Source organism: Aeromonas sp. ZOR0002 (genome assembly GCF_963866995.1).
Classification (GTDB): Bacteria; Pseudomonadota; Gammaproteobacteria; order Enterobacterales; family Aeromonadaceae; genus Aeromonas; species Aeromonas caviae.
In genome coordinates this window covers 1,759-23,647 of record NZ_CAWMFQ010000056.1, presented here as the reverse complement: position 1 = coordinate 23,647, position 21,889 = coordinate 1,759, and the positions used below count along the sequence as shown (strand labels likewise).

Annotated in this window: 19 protein-coding genes; 8 read left to right on the top strand and 11 right to left on the bottom strand. The window is 63.6% G+C overall.

Annotation, left to right across the window (positions count from 1 at the left end; translation table 11 throughout):
• On the top strand, positions 1–1,999 hold a 1,999-nt coding region (locus AACR77_RS03935; protein WP_042879869.1), incomplete at its 5' end, for an ATP-binding cassette domain-containing protein.
• A gap of 55 nt (positions 2,000–2,054) precedes the next feature.
• On the opposite strand, the gene AACR77_RS03930 is transcribed toward AACR77_RS03935, so the two are convergent.
• The 5 genes from AACR77_RS03930 to trmB all read right to left on the bottom strand — a co-directional run bounded on the left by AACR77_RS03930 (position 2,055) and on the right by trmB (position 5,856).
• Positions 2,055–2,261 carry a YgdI/YgdR family lipoprotein gene (locus AACR77_RS03930; RefSeq protein WP_041215736.1) on the bottom strand — a complete coding sequence of 69 codons (207 nt, stop codon included), beginning with the start codon at positions 2,259–2,261 and terminating at the stop codon, positions 2,055–2,057.
• A 183-nt stretch (positions 2,262–2,444) separates the two neighbouring features.
• The gene (locus tag AACR77_RS03925) at positions 2,445–3,728 is read right to left on the bottom strand and encodes a sulfurtransferase (RefSeq protein ID WP_370736844.1); all 1,284 of its coding nucleotides are present in this window, start codon (positions 3,726–3,728) and stop codon (positions 2,445–2,447) included.
• A gap of 38 nt (positions 3,729–3,766) precedes the next feature.
• The gene (gene glsB, locus AACR77_RS03920) at positions 3,767–4,687 is read right to left on the bottom strand and encodes a glutaminase B (RefSeq protein WP_010675499.1); all 921 of its coding nucleotides are present in this window, start codon (positions 4,685–4,687) and stop codon (positions 3,767–3,769) included.
• 96 nt (positions 4,688–4,783) lie between these two features.
• Positions 4,784–5,116 (bottom strand): YggL family protein, encoded by a 333-nt coding sequence (locus AACR77_RS03915; protein ID WP_042879866.1) that lies wholly within the window; start codon positions 5,114–5,116, stop codon positions 4,784–4,786.
• Positions 5,117–5,142: 26 nt separating this feature from the next.
• Positions 5,143–5,856 (bottom strand): tRNA (guanosine(46)-N7)-methyltransferase TrmB, encoded by a 714-nt coding sequence (trmB, locus tag AACR77_RS03910; protein WP_010675501.1) that lies wholly within the window; start codon positions 5,854–5,856, stop codon positions 5,143–5,145.
• 260 nt (positions 5,857–6,116) lie between these two features.
• Between trmB and AACR77_RS03905 the strand changes: the two genes are divergently transcribed.
• Both AACR77_RS03905 and AACR77_RS03900 read left to right on the top strand, forming a co-directional pair.
• Positions 6,117–7,184, top strand: a complete 1,068-nt coding sequence (locus AACR77_RS03905; RefSeq protein WP_042879864.1) for a M28 family metallopeptidase — start codon at positions 6,117–6,119, stop codon at positions 7,182–7,184.
• 199 nt (positions 7,185–7,383) lie between these two features.
• The gene (locus AACR77_RS03900; RefSeq protein WP_041215746.1) at positions 7,384–8,565 is read left to right on the top strand and encodes an aminotransferase-like domain-containing protein; all 1,182 of its coding nucleotides are present in this window, start codon (positions 7,384–7,386) and stop codon (positions 8,563–8,565) included.
• Between the two features lie 62 nt (positions 8,566–8,627).
• Here the strand turns inward: AACR77_RS03900 and AACR77_RS03895 are convergent, their stop codons facing one another.
• A complete protein-coding gene (locus tag AACR77_RS03895) occupies positions 8,628–10,169 on the bottom strand; it encodes an EAL domain-containing protein (protein WP_042865013.1) in 1,542 nt (513 codons plus the stop codon).
• 245 nt (positions 10,170–10,414) lie between these two features.
• On the opposite strand from AACR77_RS03895, the gene AACR77_RS03890 reads away from it, so the two are divergent.
• A complete protein-coding gene (locus AACR77_RS03890) occupies positions 10,415–11,320 on the top strand; it encodes a TIGR01777 family oxidoreductase (RefSeq protein ID WP_042879862.1) in 906 nt (301 codons plus the stop codon).
• Between the two features lie 42 nt (positions 11,321–11,362).
• Here AACR77_RS03890 and AACR77_RS03885 read toward each other — a convergent pair whose 3' ends face one another.
• The gene (locus AACR77_RS03885) at positions 11,363–13,804 is read right to left on the bottom strand and encodes an ABC transporter permease (protein WP_042879885.1); all 2,442 of its coding nucleotides are present in this window, start codon (positions 13,802–13,804) and stop codon (positions 11,363–11,365) included.
• A gap of 64 nt (positions 13,805–13,868) precedes the next feature.
• Positions 13,869–14,579, bottom strand: coding sequence for an ABC transporter ATP-binding protein (locus tag AACR77_RS03880; protein ID WP_042016058.1), 711 nt, complete (start codon positions 14,577–14,579; stop codon positions 13,869–13,871).
• 57 nt (positions 14,580–14,636) lie between these two features.
• Here AACR77_RS03880 and AACR77_RS03875 point away from each other — a divergent pair, with 57 nt between their 5' ends.
• Positions 14,637–15,245 (top strand): arylesterase, encoded by a 609-nt coding sequence (locus tag AACR77_RS03875; protein ID WP_039040186.1) that lies wholly within the window; start codon positions 14,637–14,639, stop codon positions 15,243–15,245.
• A gap of 87 nt (positions 15,246–15,332) precedes the next feature.
• On the opposite strand, the gene AACR77_RS03870 is transcribed toward AACR77_RS03875, so the two are convergent.
• The 3 genes from AACR77_RS03870 to AACR77_RS03860 form a co-directional block, all read right to left on the bottom strand.
• On the bottom strand, positions 15,333–16,277 hold the full coding sequence (locus tag AACR77_RS03870) for a chemotaxis protein CheV (RefSeq protein ID WP_041212426.1): 945 nt from the start codon (positions 16,275–16,277) through the stop codon (positions 15,333–15,335).
• 335 nt (positions 16,278–16,612) lie between these two features.
• Positions 16,613–17,713 carry a porin gene (locus tag AACR77_RS03865; protein ID WP_039040188.1) on the bottom strand — a complete coding sequence of 367 codons (1,101 nt, stop codon included), beginning with the start codon at positions 17,711–17,713 and terminating at the stop codon, positions 16,613–16,615.
• 328 nt (positions 17,714–18,041) lie between these two features.
• Positions 18,042–18,452: a CBS domain-containing protein gene (locus tag AACR77_RS03860; RefSeq protein WP_010675511.1), complete on the bottom strand. Its 411-nt coding sequence runs from the start codon at positions 18,450–18,452 to the stop codon at positions 18,042–18,044.
• Between the two features lie 147 nt (positions 18,453–18,599).
• Here AACR77_RS03860 and AACR77_RS03855 point away from each other — a divergent pair, with 147 nt between their 5' ends.
• Genes AACR77_RS03855 through AACR77_RS03845 form a run of 3 tightly spaced genes read left to right on the top strand, consistent with a single transcriptional unit; the run spans position 18,600 to position 21,812 of the window.
• Positions 18,600–20,510 (top strand): ABC transporter ATP-binding protein, encoded by a 1,911-nt coding sequence (locus AACR77_RS03855; protein ID WP_042879860.1) that lies wholly within the window; start codon positions 18,600–18,602, stop codon positions 20,508–20,510.
• Entirely contained in the window at positions 20,503–20,964 is a 462-nt protein-coding gene (locus AACR77_RS03850) for a DUF2390 domain-containing protein (protein WP_042879857.1), read from the top strand. Before AACR77_RS03855 ends, AACR77_RS03850 begins: the two co-directional genes overlap by 8 nt.
• Positions 20,958–21,812, top strand: coding sequence for a 23S rRNA (adenine(2030)-N(6))-methyltransferase RlmJ (locus tag AACR77_RS03845; protein ID WP_042879855.1), 855 nt, complete (start codon positions 20,958–20,960; stop codon positions 21,810–21,812). Before AACR77_RS03850 ends, AACR77_RS03845 begins: the two co-directional genes overlap by 7 nt.
• Positions 21,813–21,889 lie beyond the last annotated feature (77 nt).

Genomic DNA, 21,889 nt, shown 5'->3' with positions numbered 1-21,889 from the left:
CCTGGCTCGCGCCCTCTACGCCCGGGCCGATATCCTGCTGCTGGACAACCCCTTGTCTGCGCTCGACCCCATGGTCGCGGCCCAGGTACTGGAGCAGGGGCTCGCCTTCAAGCCGGGGCCGACCCGGCTCCTGGTGAGCCACGACCCGGATGTGCTGGCCAGGTGCGATCGGGTGATCCGCATCGAGCAGGGGAGCCTGGTGGAGCTCGATGCCCACCAGTTGGCGGATCTTGTCCAGCATCCCCAGCCCGCCCCGCCGGTGCCCCCTCAGGAGGCGGAGCAGTTCAGCGAGGAGAAAGTGGTGGAGGGCAAGGTGGACTGGGGGCTGTTTGGCTTCATGTGGCAGCGCCTCGCCGCCCCCGGTGCCATCCTGCTCGTCCTGCTGCTCACCCTGGGCCAGGAAGGGCTGCGCATCGCCTCGGATCTCTGGCTCGGCGGCAAGGCCGAGGTGAGCGACGTCACGACCCTGCTCGGCATCTATGTGCTGCTGGGGGCGGGCTCCCTCGCCTGCATCATGGCGGTACGGGTCATCAACTACAAACTCGGCCTCAAGCTGGCCTGGACCCTGTTTGACGGCATGCTGGGGCGCATCAGCCGCGCCCCCATGGCCTTCTTCGACAAGGTGCCCCAGGGGCGCATCCTCAACCGCTTCGACCGGGATCTGGGGGAGGCGCAGGAGATGCTGCTCTCCATGCTGGTGGGACTGTTCGGCATGCTGGTGTCCGTGGCCTTGCAGGTGGTGGTGATCGGCATCAATATTCCCCTGCTGCTGCTCATCGCCCCCCTGGTGGGATGGGCGCTCTATGTGTTGCAGCGCCGCTACCGGGCGGTGCAACTCAAGCTGCGGCGCCAGTCCTCGGTGCTGCGCTCCCCGCTCTACATCAGCATCAGCGAGACCATCCGCGGCGCCCCCGCCCTGCGCCTGGCCGGGGCCGAGCGTTTCGCGCTGGACCAGGTGCTGCACCACTATGACAACAACCTGCGCAGCTGGTACACCACCACCTCCATCAACCGCTGGCTCGGCATGCACCAGACCCTGCTCTCCGCCGCCCTGGTGGGGGCCGTGGCACTCATGGTGGCCTTTGGCAACAGCCCGCTGCTGGGGGCGGTTGCCATCACCTATGCCTTTACCGCTTCCGCCATGCTCAACTCCCTCATCCGCACCTTTGCCGAAGTGGAACAGGTGATGAACGCGGTGGAACGGGTGCGCGAATACAGCGAAATAGAGAGCGAACGCCAGGAGGGAGAGGCCCTCGCCACCCCTCACCCCGCAGTGCGCTTCGACAACCTGGGGCTGCGCTACCCCCAGACCAGCCAGTGGGCACTGCACAAGGTGAACTTCGAGCTGGCCCCAGGTGAAAAGGTGGGTGTGTGCGGGCGTACCGGGGCAGGCAAAAGCTCCCTGCTGGGGGTATTGCAGGCCATGTATCCTGCCTCCCAGGGAGAGATCTTCTACGGCAATCAGCCACTGTCACGACTTGCACCGGAGGCGGTGCGCGATCTCTACGATACCGTCTCCCAGATCCCGCTCACCTTCTTCGGTACTCTGCGGGCCAACCTGGCGCCCCTGACTGAGCATGACGACGCGGCACTGGAACAGGCACTGGCCCGGGTGGGGCTGGCCGAGCGCTGCGCCGGACGGCTGGACGAGGATCTCGACAGGCTGCAACTCTCCGCTGGCGAGACCCAGTTGCTGGTGATCGCCCGCATACTGCTGTCGCGCCGCCCGCTCATCGTGCTGGACGAGGCCACCTCGGACCTCGATCACGGCGGCATGCGCAAGATGGCGGAGCTGCTCTACCGCTACCGGCCGGAGGCCAGCTATCTGGTGATCGCCCACCATCTGGAACCGCTCTTGTCGGTGGACAAGGTAGTGGTGATGGAGGCCGGCACCGTGGTGGAGCAGGGTTCGCCGGTGAGCCTGCTGGCCAACTCCCACTCCCGCTTCCACCAGCTGTTTGCCGGCCAGGTCAACCGTCAAGTGCCCCAGACGGCATGAGCGCCAAAAATAACAAGGGCTGCCCGCGGGCAGCCCTTGTTGCTTGAGGAGAGCCTCAACGCTCCATGATCTGGGTGATGTCGTCCTTGTTGATATGCACCTCCCGCCCCTCTTCATCGTAATAGCGATACATGCCTGTGGTCTCGTCCAACCTGGGTTTGCTGTCGGTGGCAATCATCTTGCCATCCTTGGTGCTCATGATGTATTGGGAGCTGCACCCCGCCAATCCCAACAGACAAACCAGCATCATCACAGCTTTCATCACTCTCCCCTTCTTCACGCTCACCCTGGCGGTGATAGGTGAAGCCTAGCTCAACCGGATGGCCCGTTTACCTTGATTGCAGCAACAGGATTCACAGAAAGAATCCACCTGCTATAGCCATTGAAAATGATCTATCAAGAAAAGAAAGACCGGACATCTGTCCGGCCTGCTCTGGATTATTAGTTACTTGCCCGGCTTGCGCTCGCCGGTGACGGTGGGGTTTGCCGGATCCATGCTCCACTCGAACCAACCGCCGTCGTAGACGCTGATCCGCTTCCAGTCCATCAACCAAGCGTAGAAGAACGCCTCGGAGGCGCGCCAGCCGGTGCCGCAGTAGAAAGCGGCCTGCTGGGTCGGCTCGATATTCCACTCATCCCACATGGCGAGGATCTCGCGGGCGGGCTTCATGGTGCCGTCCGGGTTGTGGAAGTCGCTCATGCTGTTGGCATCCACCCCGCCATGACCCCATCTGGCCCCGGGAATGTCCCCCTTGGGCTTGATGTAGCTGTAGCCCGAGGTATTGCCCACGAACTCGTCCCAGGTGCGCACGCTGACCAGGGCGCCGTCCGGCTGCTTGAGCAGGGCCTTGGCCTGGTCAAGGGTGGTGTAGTACTCGGGATGGGCCGGGATGGCCACGCCAAACTCCTTGGCCGGGGTGAACTTGTTGGCCAGCCCGGTCTCGGTGCGCAGATGCTGCACGAACCAGGCCTCCAGCCCGCCATCCAGCAGCCGCACATCCTCGACCCCCGCATACATCATCAGATGGGCCGCACGGGCCGCCGCCATGGTGTTGCGGCCATAGAGGATGACGGTGGTGTCATGACGGATGCCGTTCTCCAGCAGCAGCGCCTTGAGCGCCTCGTCAGAGACCTTGTTCCACAGCGGCTCCCCTTCCAGCCGGTTGGTGTCGATGTAGCCGGCTCCCGGAATGTGGCTCAGCAGATAGGCCTTGGGGGATCCCCAGTCCACCTCGAACACCTTCCACTCCCCCTTGGGGGCGGCGATGACCGGTTTGCCTGCCTGCAAGTCTGCCAGCCAGAGCGGATGGACCAGCTGCTGCCAGCGTGCCAGATGCTCCCGGGGCGCCTCTTTCCATCCCTGCAGCTCGAACAGCTGCTTGATGCCCTGCTGGCGCAGCAGACGGGCCACTTCGGCCACCTCGCGAGGGGTCCCATAGAGGGCGACGGGTTTGTCGGCCTTCAGCCCCTTGCTCGCGAGTGCCGCAGGCCACTCCTCGTCACTGTATTTCCACTCTGCGGAGAGCAGCTCGGCACCGGCCACATGGCCCCCCTGCTTCTCCCCGTCCATGGGCCAGCCCTGGTAGAAATAGCTCGGGCGGGTATCCAGGATCACCGCCTCCTTCCCCTTGGCATCCGCCAGGGAGAGCGGGGGCAGCTCGGCGGCCAGGGCGGGCCAGGCACACCAGAGCAGCAAGGCGGTCAGGCAGCTTCGCCACAGTCCAGTCATTCGTTTCATGATGTCGTCTCGATGCATAGTGAAGAGAGTTAAAAAATGGAGCGGCCCAGGCGCTCGGCCAGCAGCTCCAGCGCCGCCGTCCCGGCCAGGGAGTTGCCCGCCTTGTTGAGCTCGGGTGACCAGACGCAGATGGAAAGCTCTCCCGGGATCAGCGCCATGATGCCGCCCCCCACCCCGGATTTCCCCGGCATGCCGACCCGGTAGGCGAAGTCGCCCGCCTCGTCATAGAGGCCGCAGGTGGCGAGCAGGGCATTGACCTGCTTGGTGGTACGGGCCGGCAGCAGGGGCGTGCTCTCGCCAAGTGGCACGCCCCGGTTGGCCAGATAGACGAAGGCTCGTGCCAGATCGACGCAGCTCATGCGGATGGCGCAGGCATTGAAGTAGCTCTGCAATACCTTGTCCACCTCGTTCTCGAAGTTGCCATAGGCCTTCATCAGATAGGCGATGGCGGCATTGCGGGCGGAGTGCTGGTACTCGGAGCGCGCCACCACCTGATCCGCCATGATGGCCGGGTTGCCGCACAGGCGGCGCACCAGCTCCAGAGTGCGTTGGCGAGGAGCGGTGAGCCGGGTTTCCAGCAGATCGCTCACCACCAGGGCACCGGCGTTGATGAAGGGGTTGCGGGGAATACCCTGCTCGAACTCCAGCTGGACGAGGGAGTTGAACGGCTGGCCGGAGGGCTCCTTGCCCACCCTGGCCCAGATCTCCTCCTCCTGATAGAGGGTCAAGGCCAGCGTGAGGCTCAGGGCCTTGGAGATACTCTGGATGGAGAAGGGCTCGAAAGCGTCACCTGCGGTGAACAATTCCCCTTCAACGGTACAGACCGCGATCCCCAGCCGGTCGGCAGGCACCTGGGCCAGGGCGGGAATGTAATCGGCCACCTTCCCCTGCCCGAGCAGCGGACGCACCTCTTCCAGGATGCCGGCCAGTAATTCGGATGACAACACCATTGGCTATTCCATGACGTGAAACGAGGCGGGGCCAGCCCACCGACAAAAATCCCGCCGGCGGCGGGATTTTCTATCTGCCCGGGAGGCAGTCAGATATCAGGCCGGCTCGCCGTACCAGAGATCGAACAGCTCGGTGACCACCACGGCCTCCAGCCCTTTGCCTTGCAGCCAGGTCTGAACGGCGGAACGGTCTTCGTCGGAGCACTTGCCGAGCTGCTGGGTGCAGATCATCCCTTCCCAGGCCAGGTGACCCGAGCCGGCGAAGGCCAGCTTGCGAGGCTCAATCACCTCGTCGATCAGCGCATCGACCACGGCATCAATGGTCTCTTCGGCGGTGCCGACTGGGAAGTTGAAACTGATGTCGAACCCCATTTCCTGGAATTCATCGACGCGCAGTTTCTTACGCAGACGGCGGCTACGGTTGGCCATGATAGCTCCTTAGTTGATACGTTGACTCAGTTGACTCGTTTGAAAATCAGATCCCAGACACCGTGGCCCAGACGATGGCCACGCTGCTCGAATTTGGTCAGGGGGCGCCAGTCGGGACGGGGCACCCAGTTGCCGGTGGCGGAGGTGTTCTCGTACCCCTCGGCGGCACTCATCACCTCCAGCATGTGCTCGGCGTAGTTTTCCCAGTCGGTGGCCATGTGGAAGACGCCACCGATGGCAAGCTTCTGGCGGATATCCTGGGCAAAGGCAGGCTGCACGATGCGACGCTTGTGGTGGCGGCTCTTGTGCCAGGGGTCCGGGAAGAAGAGCTGCAGGCAGGAGAGAGAACCGTTCGGGATCATGTGCTCCAGCACTTCCACCGCATCGTGGCAGATGACGCGCAGGTTGGTGACGCCCGCCTCCTGGGCGGTGCCAAGGCAGGCGCCCACACCCGGAGAGTGCACCTCGATGCCGATAAAGTTCTTCTCGGGGGCGTTCTTGGCCATCTCCACCAGGGAGGCGCCCATGCCGAACCCGATCTCCAGCACCACGGGTGCCTCGCGGCCAAACAGGGCCACCATGTCGAGCGGCTCTGGTGCGAAATCGATGCCCATGACCGGCCAGAGCTCTTCCAGGGCCTTCTCCTGCCCTTTGGTCAGGCGGCCTTCGCGACGGACGAAGCTGCGGATCTTGCGCATGAACTTGCCGTCTTCGTTAAACACATCTTGGGTCACAGACATAGTAAATTGCTCATTATTGCATCGCTCTGGAAGAGAGCCGACATAAATGGATCGCTCGTTATTGCATCAGTTCGCAAAAACAGGGGAGCGAATTATCCCAAGATAGGCACAAGGCGCAAGTGTTTCCCACAACAAATCCCCCGGGACTGCCCACATCCACCGGCAAGGTTGACAAATGCCACCCCCTTCACAGAATCTGCCGGACGTCGGGTTCATCCTGACGCGGAAAAATAAAACCATATACAACAAAGGATTGCAGTATGAAGAAAACCCTGTTGGCCCTCGTCCTGCCTGCCCTGCTGGCCGGTTGCAACCCCTCTGACAACGACTCCCAACCCCCTGCCCCCGCGGCTCAAGCCCATGAATTTCTGGTGCAACTGAGCTCTGGCGCAGAAGGGATAGGCGCTCGCCCCACAGGCACCGAGGCCGAAACCCGCGCCGCCGCCTGGATCCAGGATCACCTGGCCGGCTGGGGCTACGAGGTGCAGAATCAGCCGTTCACCTACACCCGGGGCGGCACAGACCGAACTTCCCAGAACATCGTCGCCGAGCTCAAAGGTCAGAGCGACAGGGTGATCCTCATCGGTGCCCACTATGACAGCACCGGCGAGAAGAAAGGATCCGAAGGTGCCACCGACAACGGGGCCGGCGTCGCCGCCCTGCTGGCGGTTGCCGAGGCACTCAAGGGAGAGACCCTGCCCTACACGGTGCGCTTCGCCTTCTTCGGCGCCGAGGAGAACGGCCTCAACGGCTCCAAAGCCTATGCCGCCAGCCTCGACACCGACGCCGTCGCCAAGCTGCTGGCCATGGTGAACTACGACACCATCGCCGGGGGCGACATCGTCTATGTCCACTCGGCCCACTCCGACGTGGCCGAGTACAACTGCGCCGACCCGAGCCGCTACAGCTTCGATCCCAAGGTGCGCGATCGCCTGCTGGCCATCTCCAAGCAGACCGCCACTCCGTTTGCCATCCACCCCAGCTACAGCGGCTACCCGGAAGGGGAGACCGGCAGCTGGTCCGATCATGCCCCCTTTGCCTGCCTGGGGGTGCCCATCGCCTACGTGGAGGCCACCAACTTCACCATCAACGGGGAAGATGGCTATGACGGCTACTCCCAGAGCACCAATCCGGCGCTGTGGGACTGCTACGACGACGCCACCAAGAGCGCCTGCGACCGGGACAGCGAGACCCAGTGGGGCAAGATCTGGCACACGGAGCATGATCGCCTCGACAAGATGGCCGAGCTCTTCCCGGGCCGGATTGAGCAGCAGCTCGGGGCCAATACCGACCTGATGATCCGCTTCCTCAAGGCGCCGGGGCTCTGACCCCCATCCCGCCCGATGCCCCCCTGACAGGGGTTTTTGCGCCCCTGACCGGGGTCGGGACGATAAAATTCGGGCAGGTACCAAACCTGCCCTTTTTTATGGATTTTTGTGACAGCCATTGCCTCATTTCTGAAATCTGATACAAACGGATAACCTGGCGGTTGAATGGAGCGACCGCCACCTAGTCAGAGAGAACCCTATGCAGCCGTTTTTTGCCCAGCGCTTCGAGAAGGTCGAGCCTTCCTTTATCCGCGAAATCCTCAAAGTTGCCGCCAATCCGGAGATCATCTCCTTCGCCGGCGGCCTGCCCAACCCCCATCTGTTCCCGGTCAAGGCCATCGAGCAAGCGTGCCAGGACGTGCTGCGCGAGCAGGGAGCCGCCGCGCTGCAATATGCCACCACCGAGGGCTTTGCCCCGCTGCGCCAGTTCATCGCCGACCGCTACCTGAGCCGCCACGGCATGGCCGTCAATCCTGACAACATCCTCATCACCAGCGGCTCCCAGCAGGCGCTGGATCTGCTGGGCAAGGTGCTGGTGAACGAGGGGCAGGATCTCATCATCGAAGAGCCGGGCTACCTTGGCGCCATCCAGGCGTTCTCCGTCTATCAACCGAATTTCAAGCCCATCACCCTGGCGGAAGAGGGGCTGGATCTGGCCGCGCTGGATGCGCTGCTGGAGCAGGGCTCCAGCGCCAGGCTGCTCTACGGCGTGCCCAACTTCCAGAACCCGAGCGGTGTTTCCTACAGCCGCGCCAACCGGGAAGCCCTGGCGGAGCGCCTGGTGCGCCACGATCTGCTGATGGTGGAAGACGACCCCTATGGCGAGCTGCGCTTCGAAGGGGAGCACCTGCCCCCCATCGCCAAGCTGGCCCCCCACAACACCGTACTGCTCGGGTCCTTCTCCAAGACGGTGGTACCCGCCTTCCGCCTGGGCTGGATGGTGGTGCCGGACTGGCTGCGCAAGAAGGTCACCATCGCCAAGCAGGCCACCGACCTGCACAGCAACGCCTTCAGCCAGCAGGTGCTGCACCGCTTCCTGACCGACAACTCCCTCGACGCTCATCTGGAGAAGATCAAGGAGGTCTATGGTCGCCAGCGTGCCGCCATGGAAGCCGCCCTCGCCCGCCACTGTCCGCCCGGCGTCAGCTACACCCGTCCCGAAGGGGGCATGTTCCTCTGGCTGACCCTGCCGCCCAGCGTCAGTGCCATGGCCCTGTTCGACGAGGCCATCAAGGAGAAGGTGGCCTTCGTGCCCGGCGCCCCCTTCTATGTGCGCCCCGAGATCCAGAATACCCTGCGCCTGAGCTTCTCCTGTGTGGATGAGGCGACCACGGAAGAGGGTGTTCAGCGTCTGTGCCGCGCCCTGGCCCGCATGCTCTGAGCCATCCGGCCATAAAAAACCAGCGACCCGGTCGCTGGTTTTTTTTGCCTCGCGCTTTCCCCTCAGCGCCCCTGGCCGGCCAGCTGGCTGACAAACTCCTTCATGGGCATGGGCCTGCCAAACAGGTAGCCCTGCAGGAAGGTCACCTCGCGGGCCTTCAGATAGTCGGCCTGCACCTGATTCTCCACCCCTTCCGCCACCAGTTGCAGACCGAGCCGGGTCGCCAGATCGATGACGTTCTCCACGATGTGGCTGGAGAGCGCGTCCGACCCAATCATGCCGACGAAGCTCTGATCGATCTTGAGGAAGTCGACCTGGAAGGTCTGCAGGTAGGTCAGGCTGGAGTGGCCGGTGCCGAAATCGTCGATGGCGATGAAGACCCCGAGGGCATGCAGCTCGGCAAAGAGCCGGTCCGTCGTCTCGTCCGCCACGATGAGCTCGCGCTCGGTCAGCTCCAGCACCAGCTTGATGGGATTCCCCTTGAAGGCGTTGATGAAATCCCGGCAATCTTCCACCAGGCTCAGATCCTTGCAGTGGCTGGCGCTGATGTTGAAGCCGAAGTGGAACCCTCGCGGCAGATGGTGCGCCTTGCCCGCAAACTGTTCGCGCACCTGCGCCATCAGCAGCCGGGTCATGGGCACGATGAGGCCACTGTCCTCTGCCAGGGGAATGAAGCGATCCGGCGAGATCATCCCCTGACGGGGGTGTTGCCAGCGCATCAGCACCTCACAACCGCTCCATTGGCCGTCCTCCCCGTTCACCACGGGTTGCAGATAGGGGATGAACTCCTGCTGGGACAGTGCCCGTTTCAGCTCCTGGGCCGGCGAAGTCGAACGGCCCATCAGCCAGAAGACCGCCACCCCGAGCAGCAGGCTCAGCAGAGGATAGATAATGACGCCCACCTTGGAGTAGTCCCAGATGTGGGCACGGTACTCATCCACCGACACCGTGGTCACGACCTTGAACGGGTACCTGGTCGAGACCTGTTCGAGATAGCCATTGCGATCCTTGGGGATCAGCTTGTCGGTGAGTTCGCTGTTTCGCAGCAGCATCTCGTTGCCGACCACCAGCCCCAGTGGGGAGTTGCGGCTCAGCATGTCCAGGATGTTGAGCAGGTAGTAGCCGTCGACCCCCACCAGCACGCTGAACTCGCCCACCTCTTCCCGGTAGGCGATGAGGGGGCGATTCGGGGTAACCGGGTTGCCCTTCATCAGGTCTAGCCTGCCCCCGACATAGTCATCCAGCTTGATGCCGCCATCGACCGGGCCATAGAGGGAAGAGCAGTAGATCCGATCCCCCCTGGCCAGGTTGACGCTGCGCACATCCGGCACCGTGGCCACCTGATCCCTGAGCCCCTGCACCACCTCGAGACAGGGCCTGCCCAGGCTGCCGGTGAGGGCCGACGCCGCCAACTGGGCATTGTCCAGAGTGCGGTCGAACATGACCCTGGCATGTTCCAGGCGCGCCACCGCATCCTGTTTCACGCCGGTGGAGGTCTGCCAGATGACGATGACGAGCCCAAGGAGCATGGGCAACAGACCGGCCAGCAAGGCACAGAGCAGCCGGACATAGAATTGACGCACCTTCAAACGTCGAAATGGCATAACGGCCCTCATGAACATGGCGAAAAAGCGCTCGAGTTTACCCGCTGGCGCCCGTTTGGCAAGCCGGAATGAGCCCCTGATACCGCCGCGCCACGGCGCCCCCCGTGGTCGCAACGCCCGGCAACCCCGTGGACAAAGGGGGCGGCGTCTTGGAAGACAAAAATCATAATGCTCATAAAAACAGGAGCTTGTCCATCGGGCACCCAGGCTCTAGAGTAGACCCTAGAGCGTCAGGGAGGCAGGACATGAAGATACTGATCACGGGGGGCACGGGGTTTATCGGCCGCCGTCTGGTGGCACACCTCAAGGTGGTGCACGAAGTAGTCGTGCTGACCCGCCAGGGCAGCCGGGCCTACGAGCTGCTCGGCCACGATGTCACCCTGCTGGACAGTCTGGACAGGCTGGATCACCTCAATGACGTGGACATCGTCATCAACCTGGCCGGCGAACCCATCGCCGCCGGACGCTGGAGCGAGTCCCGCAAGCAGTTGCTCTGCAACAGCCGCTGGCTGCTGACCGAACAGCTGGTGGATCTCGTCAAACTCTCCAGCACGCCCCCCAGATTGCTGCTCAATGCCTCCGCCATCGGCTGGTATGGCCGCCAGGATGACGCCCCTCTGGATGAAACATGCCAGAGCCCTCACGACGAATTCACCCACCGTCTCTGTCAGCGGTGGGAGCAGCTTGCCCAGCAGGCCCGCTCAGCCCAGACCCGGGTCTGCATCCTGCGCATCGGCCTGGTACTCGGCATGGAGGGGGGCGCCTTGCCCAGGATGCTGCCCCCTTACCGCCTCGGCCTCGGCGGCCCCATGGGCAGCGGCACCCAGATGATGAGCTGGATCCACGTGCAGGATCTGGTGCGGGCCATGCTGTTTCTCATCGAGCACAGCGAGTGTGAGGGCATCTTCAACGGCACGGCCCCGCAACCGGTCAGCAATCGCCGATTCAGCGAGACCCTGGCCGCCACGCTCCATCGCCCGCACCTCTTCTTCGTACCGGCCCCCCTCCTGCGACTCCTGATGGGAGAGGCGGCGGATCTGCTGCTCACCGGACAGCACGTGCTGCCCGCCCGCTTGCAGCAGGCCGGTTTTCACTTCAGTTTCCCGGCCCTGCCCGGCGCTCTGGACAATCTGCTGCACTCACCCCGTTGACCCAATGACACATCCCGACCGAGGTCGGGATGTGTCGAGCTATCAGAGCAGCCCCTGCCCCAGTCCCCTGAGCCGGTCGCTCAGGGTACCCGCCAGCAGTTGGCGGCGCATGCCCTGTCCGGCCAGGGTCACCAGCACGGCCCCAAGCAGGGGGAGTGCAACCCAGATGGCCCAGTGGAACTGCCACTGCGCCCCCTCCCACCACCACTGCAGACCGAAGGAGCAGAGCTCCACCACCATGGCGGCGCAGAGCCCCGCCAGGGCACCGCTCGCCACCAGCTCCCAGCGCAGCATCTTCTCGAGCAGGGCGCTCCCCGCCCCCAAGGTGCGCATCAGCAGCAGCTCCCGGCGGCGATGGGCCATGCCGGCCTGGGTCTGGGTCAGCAGCACCAGCAGGGCGGCCACCGTCACCAGCCCGAGCATCAGCCCCAGGGCGCGGCTCACCTGATCGGAGACCAGGGTGAGGCGGCCTATCAGATCCTCCACATCGATGAGGCTCACCGTGGGGTGGCGGCGGATGAGTTCCACCTCTGCCCCTCGCCCCTCAGGCGGTAGACGATAGCTGCCGAGCCAGGTCTGGGAGAAGGGGGCCAACACATCCGGCGAGAAGATCATGTAGAAGTTCGGCCTCATGTTGTCCCACTTGATGGACCTCAGGCTGGTCACCCTGGCCTCGAACGCCTGCCCCTCTATGGTGAAGCCGAGCACGTCTCCGAGCGCGATGCCGAGCCGTCCCGCCAGCGCCTCGTCGACGGAGACCTCCCCCTTGCCGGCCAGCCATTGACCGGCAGTGACCTTGTTGTCGGCGGGCAGGGCCGATGTGGTGGTGAAGTTGAGCTCCCTGTCCACCCCCTCCCGCGCCGCATCCTCCCCCACCGCCTCACCGGCGATACGGGTCAGGCGCCCGCGCACCATGGGGTAGAAGTCCGAGGTGATGGCCCCGGCCTGGTGCAGATCGGCCAGGATCCCTTCCCGCTCGCTGTCCGCTACATTGACCAGGAAGCGGTTCGGGGCGTCGGCAGGCAACCGGGTGGAAAAATCCTCCAGCAGATCGACCCGCGCCGCCCACAGCAGCCCGAACAGCATCAGGGCCAGGGCGAAGCCCGCCAGCTGGAACAGACCACTGCCCCGCTCCCGGGAGAGGTGATTGATGGCCAGGCGCAGGGCATGGGGCCCCTTGAGCCGACTGCCAAGGCGCAGCAGCGCGGAGGCGAGCAGGGCCAGCAGCGCCATCAACACCCCCATGCCGCCGATGAGCCCGCAGGCCAGCCTGATGTCGGCGGTAAAGCCCCACACCAGGGCAAACAGCCCGATGAGCCCCACGGGCACCGTCAGCCAGGGGGGGATCCCCGCCTCCAGCTCCCGGCGCAGCACCCGCAGCGGCGGTACCTTGAGCAGCCTCAGGAAGGGGACGAACGCCAGCATCAGGGTGATGAAGAAGGCGACCGCGAGGCCAAGGGCGAAGGGTCGCCAGGAGGGGGGCGGCAGATCCGCAGGCAGCAGATCCCCCAGCAGGTTCAGGGTCAGCCACTGCATGGCGCTGCCCGCCACCAGCCCCATCAGGGCCCCCACCAGGGTCAGGGAGAACAGCAGGGTGCCCATCAGTTGCCACAGGGTGCGCCGCGAGGCCCCCAGGGTCTTGAGCAGGGCCACCATGTTGGTCTGGCGCTCGGCGAAATGGCGCACCGCTATCCCCATGGCCAGGGCGCCGAGCAGCACGCCGGCAAGGGATGCCAGACGGAAGAAGCGCTCGGCATTGCCCAGGGATTTCCCCACCTGGGTACCCTGATCGTCGGGTTTGACGAGCTTCTGCCCGGCGCTCAGCCTGGGGTTGAGCCAGGCCTCATAGCGGGCGATGGCGTCACGGGGCCCCTTGACGAGATAGCGCCACTGCTGGCGACTGCCCGGCAGCAGGGCCCCGGTCGCCTCGATATCGGCGCTGTGGATCAAGGCCCTTGGCGCCATCTGGAAGGGACTGAACCCCTGATCCGGCTCCTGGCCCAGCTCCCCAGCCACCGTCAGCCGGGTGTTGCCGACCTCGAGTGCCTCCCCCACCTTGGCGCCGAGCAGCTGCATCACCCTGGCGGAGAGCCAGATCTCGCCGGGTGCCGGGGCGCGCTGGGGAGTGAGCTCCAGCTTGCCGTAGAAGGGAAAATCCCCGGGCACGGCGCGGATGGAGGCCAGTTGCAGGGTATCGCCGTGAAACAGCATGCTGTTGAAGCTGACCGTGGTCTGCACGGCCAGCCCCTCCTGGTGCGCCTGCGCCAGCCACTCTGCCGGTGCCGGCGTCGCGGAGCGCAGCACCCTGTCCCCTCCGATGAAATCCCGCCCGGAGGCCTTGAGCCCCGCGTCCAGCCGATCCGCCACCAGGGCCACGCTGAGCACGCAGGCGACGCTCAGCGCCAGCGCCAGCACAAACCAGCGCAGCTCCCCGCTGAACCCTTCCCGGCGCAGCAGCTTCAATCCCAGTCGCCACTGACTCATGACGCCTCCCTCACCGTCCATGCTGCTGCCAACGATCCCCTGGTGCAGCTCTGTCTCCAATGACTCATGACAGCTCTCCCACCCTGGCCGCCATGACAGCCTGAGCCTCCAGCCGCCCGGCTGACATCACCAGCTGTCGCTGGCAGCGCTGGGCCAGCTCATGGTCATGGGTCACCACCACCAGGGTGGTGTTGTGCTCGCGGTTGAGACGAAACAGCAGTTCGATCACCGTCTCCCCGGTCTTGCTGTCGAGGTTGCCGGTGGGCTCGTCCGCCAGCAGCAGGCTGGGGCGGGTCATGAAGGCACGGGCAATGGCGACCCGCTGCTGCTCGCCGCCGGAGAGGCGCGGCGGCAGGTGGTGCAACCGCTCTCCCAGACCGACCTGTGCCAACAGCTCCCGGGCACGGGGCTCGCTGTCGGTCTCCCCCCGCAGCTCGGCCGGCAACATGACGTTTTCCAGGGCGCTCAGGGTGGGCAGCAGCAGGAACGACTGGAACACGAACCCCACCTGCTCGGCCCGCAGCCTGGCGCGTCCCTCCTCGTCCAGCCGGGTGAGGGAGTGGCCGAGGATCTCTATCTCGCCGCTGCTCGGCAGATCGAGACCGGCCAGCAAACCGAGCAGAGTGGACTTGCCGGAACCGGACGCACCGACCAGCGCCAGCGTCTCGCCGGTATTGACTTGCAGATCGATCCCTTCAAGGATGGTGAGGCTTTCCTGACCGAGGCGAACGGTTTTACCGAGCCCCCTGACGGCGATAATGGGCGTTGAACTCATCTTGGGTATCCTGTTTGCCTGAACCTGTAATGACAATAGAACGTGGGAGTTGACTGCATGATGCGTCTCTTGTTTGCCGTGAGTTGCCTGTGCTGCTGGGCAGCGTCCGTCCAGGCCCAGACCCTGCTGGTACTGGGCGACAGCCTGAGTGCCGGCTACCAGATGCAGGCCGAACAGAGCTGGCCTGCCCTGCTCAATGAAAAGTGGCAGCAGCAGGGGGGAGAACACACCCTCATCAATGCCAGCATCAGCGGTGAAACGACCCAGGGCGGCCTGGCCCGCCTGCCCGCCCTGCTCGAAACCCACAAACCGGACTGGGTGTTGATCGAACTCGGCGCCAACGATGGGCTGCGGGGCTTTGCTCCCGCCATCACCCGGGCCAACCTGACCAAGATGATCGAGCTCACCCGGGCGCACCAGGCGAAGACGGTGCTGACCCAGATCCTGCTGCCCCGCAACTATGGGGCGCGCTATCTGCAGCAGTTCGAGCAGATCTTCCCGGACCTTGCGAAGGCCAACGACCTGCCGCTGATGCCCTTCTTTCTGGATGATATTGTGCTGCGCCCTGAACTCATGATGAACGATGGACTGCACCCGACAGCCGCCGCCCAGCCCCGGATCCGCGACAAGGTCGCCCGCTTTGTCGAGCCTCTGCTGACACAATAGCCCGGTGGCCGGGCCCATGGCCCTTCCCCTTGCCCAGCAAAAAGCCCCCGCATGGCGGGGGCTTTTTCATGGTTCGGCGTGCCGGGTTCAACGGCCCAGGATCTGCCGCATCCGCTGCTGGGCCACGTCCACCAGCAAGTCGGGCTGGAATTTGGAGATGAAGCGATCACACCCCACCTTCTTGACCATGGCCTCGTTGAAGTTGCCGCTCAGGGAAGTATTCAGGGTGATGAAGAGATCGGACATGCGCGGATCGCTGCGCACCTCGTGAGTCAGGCGATAACCATCCATCTCCGGCATCTCGGCGTCCGTGATCATCAGCATGATCTCGTCGGTCACCTTCTTGCCCGCATCGCACCACCCCTTGAGCAGCTTGAGGGCCTGCAAGCCGTCCTGGCACTCGATGACCTCGAGCCCGAGCTGGGCGAGGGTCTCGCGCACCTGGTTGCGGGCCGTGCTGGAGTCATCGACGATGAGCACCCGACGTCCCTGCATCTGGGGCAGGATCTCCTCGTCCAGCACCTCGGACGAGATACGCACGTCATAGGTGATGATCTCCGCCAGCACCTTCTCCACGTCGATGATCTCGACGATCTGGTCGACGCCCCCTTCCGGGATGCGGGTAATGGCGGTGAGGTAGTTGGCACGACCCGCCGAACGGGGCGGCGGCAGTATGTCCTTCCAGGTCATGTTGACGATGTGGGCCACCTGCCCCACCAGGAATCCCTGAATGGTGCGGTTGTACTCGGTGATGATGAGGTTGGACTCCTGATCGATGGCCATGGGACGCATCCCGATGGCACCGCGCAGGTTGATGACGGGGATGGAGACGCCGCGAATGTTGGCAACACCGCTGATGTTGTGGTGGGACCCCGGCATCTTGTTCAGATGGGGCAGCTTGACCACTTCCCGCACCTTGAAGACGTTGATCGCAAACAGTTGCTGGGCACCCAAACGGAACATCAGCAGTTCCAGGCGATTCTCCCCTACAAGCTGGGTACGTTGATCCACTGAATCCAATATGCTCGCCATATAACGCCCTTACGTCCATTTCCCGAAATTGCCCCGCACCGGAGCTGCGACATGCCAACCAGCCCCGCTTTCCCTGTCGGGACAACGCAAGCCTATATAGAAATAATGAAAAGCGTCGAGGAAAGATAGGATCTTGACCACGGGGCGTGATCATCGCCCCATCACTGCCTCATGGCAAGCACAGCCACGCACCGGCCCCGACAACAAGGGTATCGACCACACGGGGCCATTGCTGAACCCCGGCGTGCCGCTCTTGTCATCCAGCGCGGTCCGCCAGCAACAAAAAGACCGGCCACATGGGCCGGTCCTGGGATGTGCAGTGCGTCCGGGACGACTTAGAAGTTGTACTGCAGGGCCACGGCGACGATGTCGTCGGTGGACTTGTTCAGGCTGTTCTTGCCGGTGGAACCCACTTCGTCCAGCAGGTTGATCTTGTAGTCCACGTAGGCATTGAAGTTGTCGGTGAAGTTGTACCAGGCACCCACGGAGACGTATTCGGTCGCGGTGTCATCAATGCCGTGAGCGCTGTCCTTCACGTCGGTACGCAGGTAGGCCAGGGAGGGCTTGAACTTCGGCGTGATGTTGTACTGCACGACCGCTTCGTAGCCATCCATCTTCTCGGCGTAACCGCGCATGGAGCCGGTGTCCACGAAGAGGTGATCTTCACCGTGGGAGTAGGTGGCGGCCATGTAGAGGTTGCCGACGGCATACTTGGCGCCCACCCCGAACAGCTTGGCGTCGTTGTCGCCGCCGAAGCTCACGTTCTCGGCCTGTTCGTCGGTCTTGCCAGCCTGGTTGTAGGCGGCACCCAGGCTCAGGCCCATGTTGAAGTCATAGTTGGCAGAGAGGGCATACCCCTCGGAAGAACCTTTCGGGCTCCAGGTGCTGTTCGGGCCGACGCGCTCGCTGCGGCTCGCGTTCTGCGGGTCGTTGTTGCCGGTGAACTGGGCACCCAGGGTCAGCCCCTGCCAGTTGTACATGTACTGGGCCAGGCCGTTGGTACGGCCGGTGCCGAACACCTCGGTGTCCTTGCCCAGACCATCACCACCCCACTCCGGCAGCACGTCGGTGTAGTTGTTCACCGCCTTGGTAAACAGACCGTCCTGGCGGCCGTAGCTGAAGGCACCGAAGCGATCGTGCTTGATGCCCGCATAGGCGTAACGCAGCTCGTCGTTGTCAGAACCGGAGACCGGCAGGTTGTACTCGGCGAAGCCGAACGCGGTCAGATCCTCGTCAACCTTGGTTTCACCTGCGATGTGCAGACGCAGGTAGCTGGCATCGCCTTCGGTGGCGTTGTCATCGGTGCCGTAGTACATGCCGTTGACGCGGCCGCCGATGTCCAGTTTGGTACCATTCTGATCGTAAACGTTGGCGGCCTGTGCACCACCGGCCAGCAGCAGGCTGGAGATGGCCATCGTCAATGCTGTCTTTTTCATTGTTCTTTCCTCAGGTGTAAGCACTCTCTGTCAGACCAGAGTTCGGTCGTGATGATCGGTTGATGTGCCGATGGCCTAAGGTAGATCCGGAAACCTTGATGGGAACTGAAGCGGCGAACGATTAATTATAAAAGCGTCAATTCGAGCTGACGCCGCGACACATAGTGTCACGCGAAATAATTTTTGCGGAATTTATGACCAAGAAAATCAAAATAGCAATACAAGTGATCTATAAAACGGGATAAATGCAGTTTAATACTTCAGCAAGGCGAGAAACAGGGAAGCCCTGCCGGGCGACACGGACTCCCCGCTTATGTTCCCCGCCTCGTCAGACCGGCTGCCAGCCGCGCATGACCCTCAGCAGGTCCTTCCAGCTCACTATGCCCACCAGGGCGCCGTTTTCCAGCACAGGCAGGCAGGAGATCTGGTGCTCCAGCATGAGGCCGGCGGCCTCTTTCAGGGAGCGTTCGGGGGAGACGGTGATGGGTTCACGGCTCATGATCTGGTGGGCGCGCCGGTTGAGGGTCTCGGTGTCCCGGTTCATCTCGGCATCCGTGTCCAGATAGGGGCTGATGGCACGCAGCAGATCCCGGTCCGAGATGACCCCCACCAGCTCCTCTTCTTCCACCACCAGAAGGTGGCGGAAATGGGCCTGCTCGAAGATCTCCTTGATGACGCTCAGCCTGTCATCCATGGAAACGGTCGCGACCCGGGTCGTCATGATCTCTTTAATCAACATGGTCAGCCTCCTGCCCCCCAGATGTCTCTGTTATGACACGTTTTTCCGGCGGCAGCCATCCCCCCCGCCCTCAAGTGCAAATTTGTGTCATTTCACGTAAGATCCGCGCCAGTTTCTCTCCTTCAATCGAGCCAAGCAGACCCATCCATGATAGTTGCCAGTCAAATCGAACTGATCCGCGGCGGCCGCACGCTGCTGGACAACGCGTCCGCCACCATACACCCCGGCCACAAGGTGGGCCTGGTGGGCAAGAACGGCTGTGGCAAGTCCACCTTCTTTGCGCTGGTGCGGGGCGAGCTGGCCATCGACAACGGCAGCTTCAGCCTGCCCGCCGGCTGGCAGATTGCCGGCGTGGCCCAGGAGACCCCGGCGCTGGACTGCTCCGCCCTGGAGTACGTGATCGACGGCGACAAGGAGTTCCGCGCCCTGGAGGCCGAGCTCGCCCGGGCCGAGGCGGATGACAACGGTCTGCTGGTGGCCGAGCTGCACGGCAAGCTCGATACCATAGGTGCCTACAGCATTCGCGCCCGCGCCGCCGAGCTGCTGCACGGTCTGGGTTTTGGCGGCGATCAGCTCGACTCGCCGGTCAGAAGCTTCTCCGGTGGCTGGCGCATGCGCCTGAACCTGGCCCAGGCGCTGCTCTGCCGCTCCGATCTGCTGCTGCTGGATGAACCGACCAACCACCTGGATCTCGACGCCGTCATCTGGCTGGAGAAGTGGCTCAAGGGCTATCAGGGCACGCTGGTGCTCATTTCTCACGACCGCGACTTCCTCGACTCCGTGGTGAATCGCATCATCCATATCGAGAACGGCAAGCTCAACGAATACAGCGGCGGCTACTCCGACTTCGAACTGCAACGGGCCGAGCACCTGGCCCAGCAGCAGTCCATGTACGAGAAGCAGCAGCGGGAGATGGCCCACATGCAATCCTATGTGGACCGCTTCCGCTACAAGGCCTCCAAGGCCCGTCAGGCCCAAAGCCGCTTGAAGGCCATGGAGCGGATGGAGAAGATACTGCCCGCCCACGCCGACTCCGAATTCAGCTTCGAGTTTCGCGAGCCCTCGGCCCTGCCGACTCCCCTCATCGCCATGGAGAACCTGTGCGCCGGTTACGGCGACAAGGTGATCCTGGAGAAGATCAAGCTCAACCTGGTGCCGGGGTCGCGCATCGGCCTGCTCGGTCGCAACGGCGCGGGCAAGTCCACCTTCATCAAGATGCTGTCGGGCTCCAACCCGCCCCTCTCCGGCAAGCTGGAGGTGAGCGCCGGGGTGAGCATCGGCTACTTCGCCCAGCATCAGCTCGAAACCCTGCGCCTCGATGACAGCCCCCTCGATCACCTGGTGCGCCTGGCCCCGGACAAGACCGAACAGGAGCTTCGCAACTACCTCGGCAGCTTCGGTTTTCACGGCGACAAGGTGCTCGACAAGGTGGCCCCCTTCTCCGGCGGTGAGAAAGCGCGTCTGGTGCTGGCCCTCATCACCTGGCAAAAGCCCAACCTGCTGCTGCTGGATGAACCGACCAACCACCTGGATCTGGAGATGCGCCACGCCCTGACCATGGCCCTGCAAGGGTTCGAGGGCGCCATGGTGGTGGTCTCTCACGACCGTCATCTGCTGCGCACCACCACGGATGACTTCTATCTGGTCCACGGCGGCCGGGTCGAGCCCTTCGATGGGGATCTCGACGACTACCACAAGTGGCTCGGCGAGCAGGAGAAAGAGGCCAATGCCAAGCCGGCAGATGGCACCGTCTCCGCCAACTCGGCGGTGGCGCGCAAGGATCAGAAGCGCCTCGAAGCCCAGTTCCGGCAAGCGACCCGGCCGCTTCGCCAGAAGCTGGAGAAGCTCGAAACCAGCATGGAGAAACTGCAGGCCAAGCTGGCCGCGGTGGAAGAGCAGCTCGCCGATCCCGCCATCTATGAAGAGAGCGCCAAGGGCAAGCTCTCCGAGCTGCTCAAGTCCCAGGGCCCCCTCAAGGAGGAGCTGGAGCACGTCGAGCTGGAGTGGATGAGCCTCTCTGAAGAGCTGGAAACCATGGAGCAGGCCTTCTTTGCGTGATGAAGCCTTGATGGCCAGCGAGCGGGTCAGCCCCGACGCCCTGCCCACCCCTTCCGAGTTCTGGACATGGAGCACAGGCGCCTATGGCCAGCGCAGCCAGGACTGGCTCCACGTGCAAAGCATGGGGGGCAACGTTAACCTGGCGTTCCTGCTGCACCACCTCGACCTGCTCAGGATCCCGGTCGATCTCACGGATCTGCAACCGGCCCTGGTACAGACCGAGGCGGTGCTGCTCCCCTGGCGCACCCTGCGCCAGCAGGCCAAGTCACGGGTGGGGGCCGAGGAGTACCAGACCATGCTGGCCCACGAACTGGAGCTGGAGCGGCTGCAACAGGGGGTCTTGCTGCAGACCCTGCGCACCCTCGCCCTGTTTCGCGGCGACAGCCGCAACCTGTTTCACTATCTATCGTTACTGGGTGCCCAGCAGGGCCCCCTCAGAGATCTCATATGCTGAGCTACCGCCACGCCTTTCACGCCGGCAACCACGCCGACGTGCTCAAACACGCCGTCCAGGCCCTGATCATCGAGTCCCTCAAGAAGAAGGAGAAACCCTTCATCGTGCTGGACACCCATGCCGGTGGCGGTCTCTACGACCTGCGCGGCGACTGGTCCCAGAAGAAGGCGGAATACGCCGACGGGATCAAACGCCTGTGGGATGAGCGGGCCCAGTGGTCTGCCATGGCCCCCTATCTGGGTGTCATCGAGGAGATGAACAGCGATGGCCAGCTGCACTACTACCCCGGCTCGCCGGAGCTGTCCCGCCGCCTTATCCGCGATCAGGACAAGCTGGCGCTGATGGAGCTGCACAACAACGAGGTGGAGGATCTTCGCGCCAACATGGGGTACGACCCCCGCGTCGCCGTCCACCATCGCGACGGCTTCGAGGGGCTGGTGGCCCTGCTGCCCCCCACCCCGCGCCGCGGCCTGGTGCTCATCGACCCCCCCTATGAGCTGAAGGAAGATTACTTCGCCGTGGTCGATACCCTTAAAAAAGCGCAAAAGCGCTGGGCCACCGGCATCTACGCCCTCTGGTATCCCATCCTCGGGCAAGAGGCGGACAAGTCCCGCGACATGCTCAAAGCGATCAAGCGCGAGAACTTCGGCAACGTCCTGGTGGCCGAGCTGGAAGTGGCCGGCCAGACTGCCGATTGGGGCATGAACGGCTCCGGCATGCTCATCGTCAGCCCCCCCTGGATGCTGGACGAGCAGATTGAAGCCTTCCTCAAGCCGTTGTGCGCCAAGCTGGCGCAAGGCGCCGGCGCCCAGTACAGGGTGGAGTGGCTGAACAAGGCCGAGGCCTGACCCTCGGAACCACAGAAAATGAAAAAGGGCCTGTCACAGCAGGCCCTTTTTCATTGGGGCTGATGACCCGGCTCGTT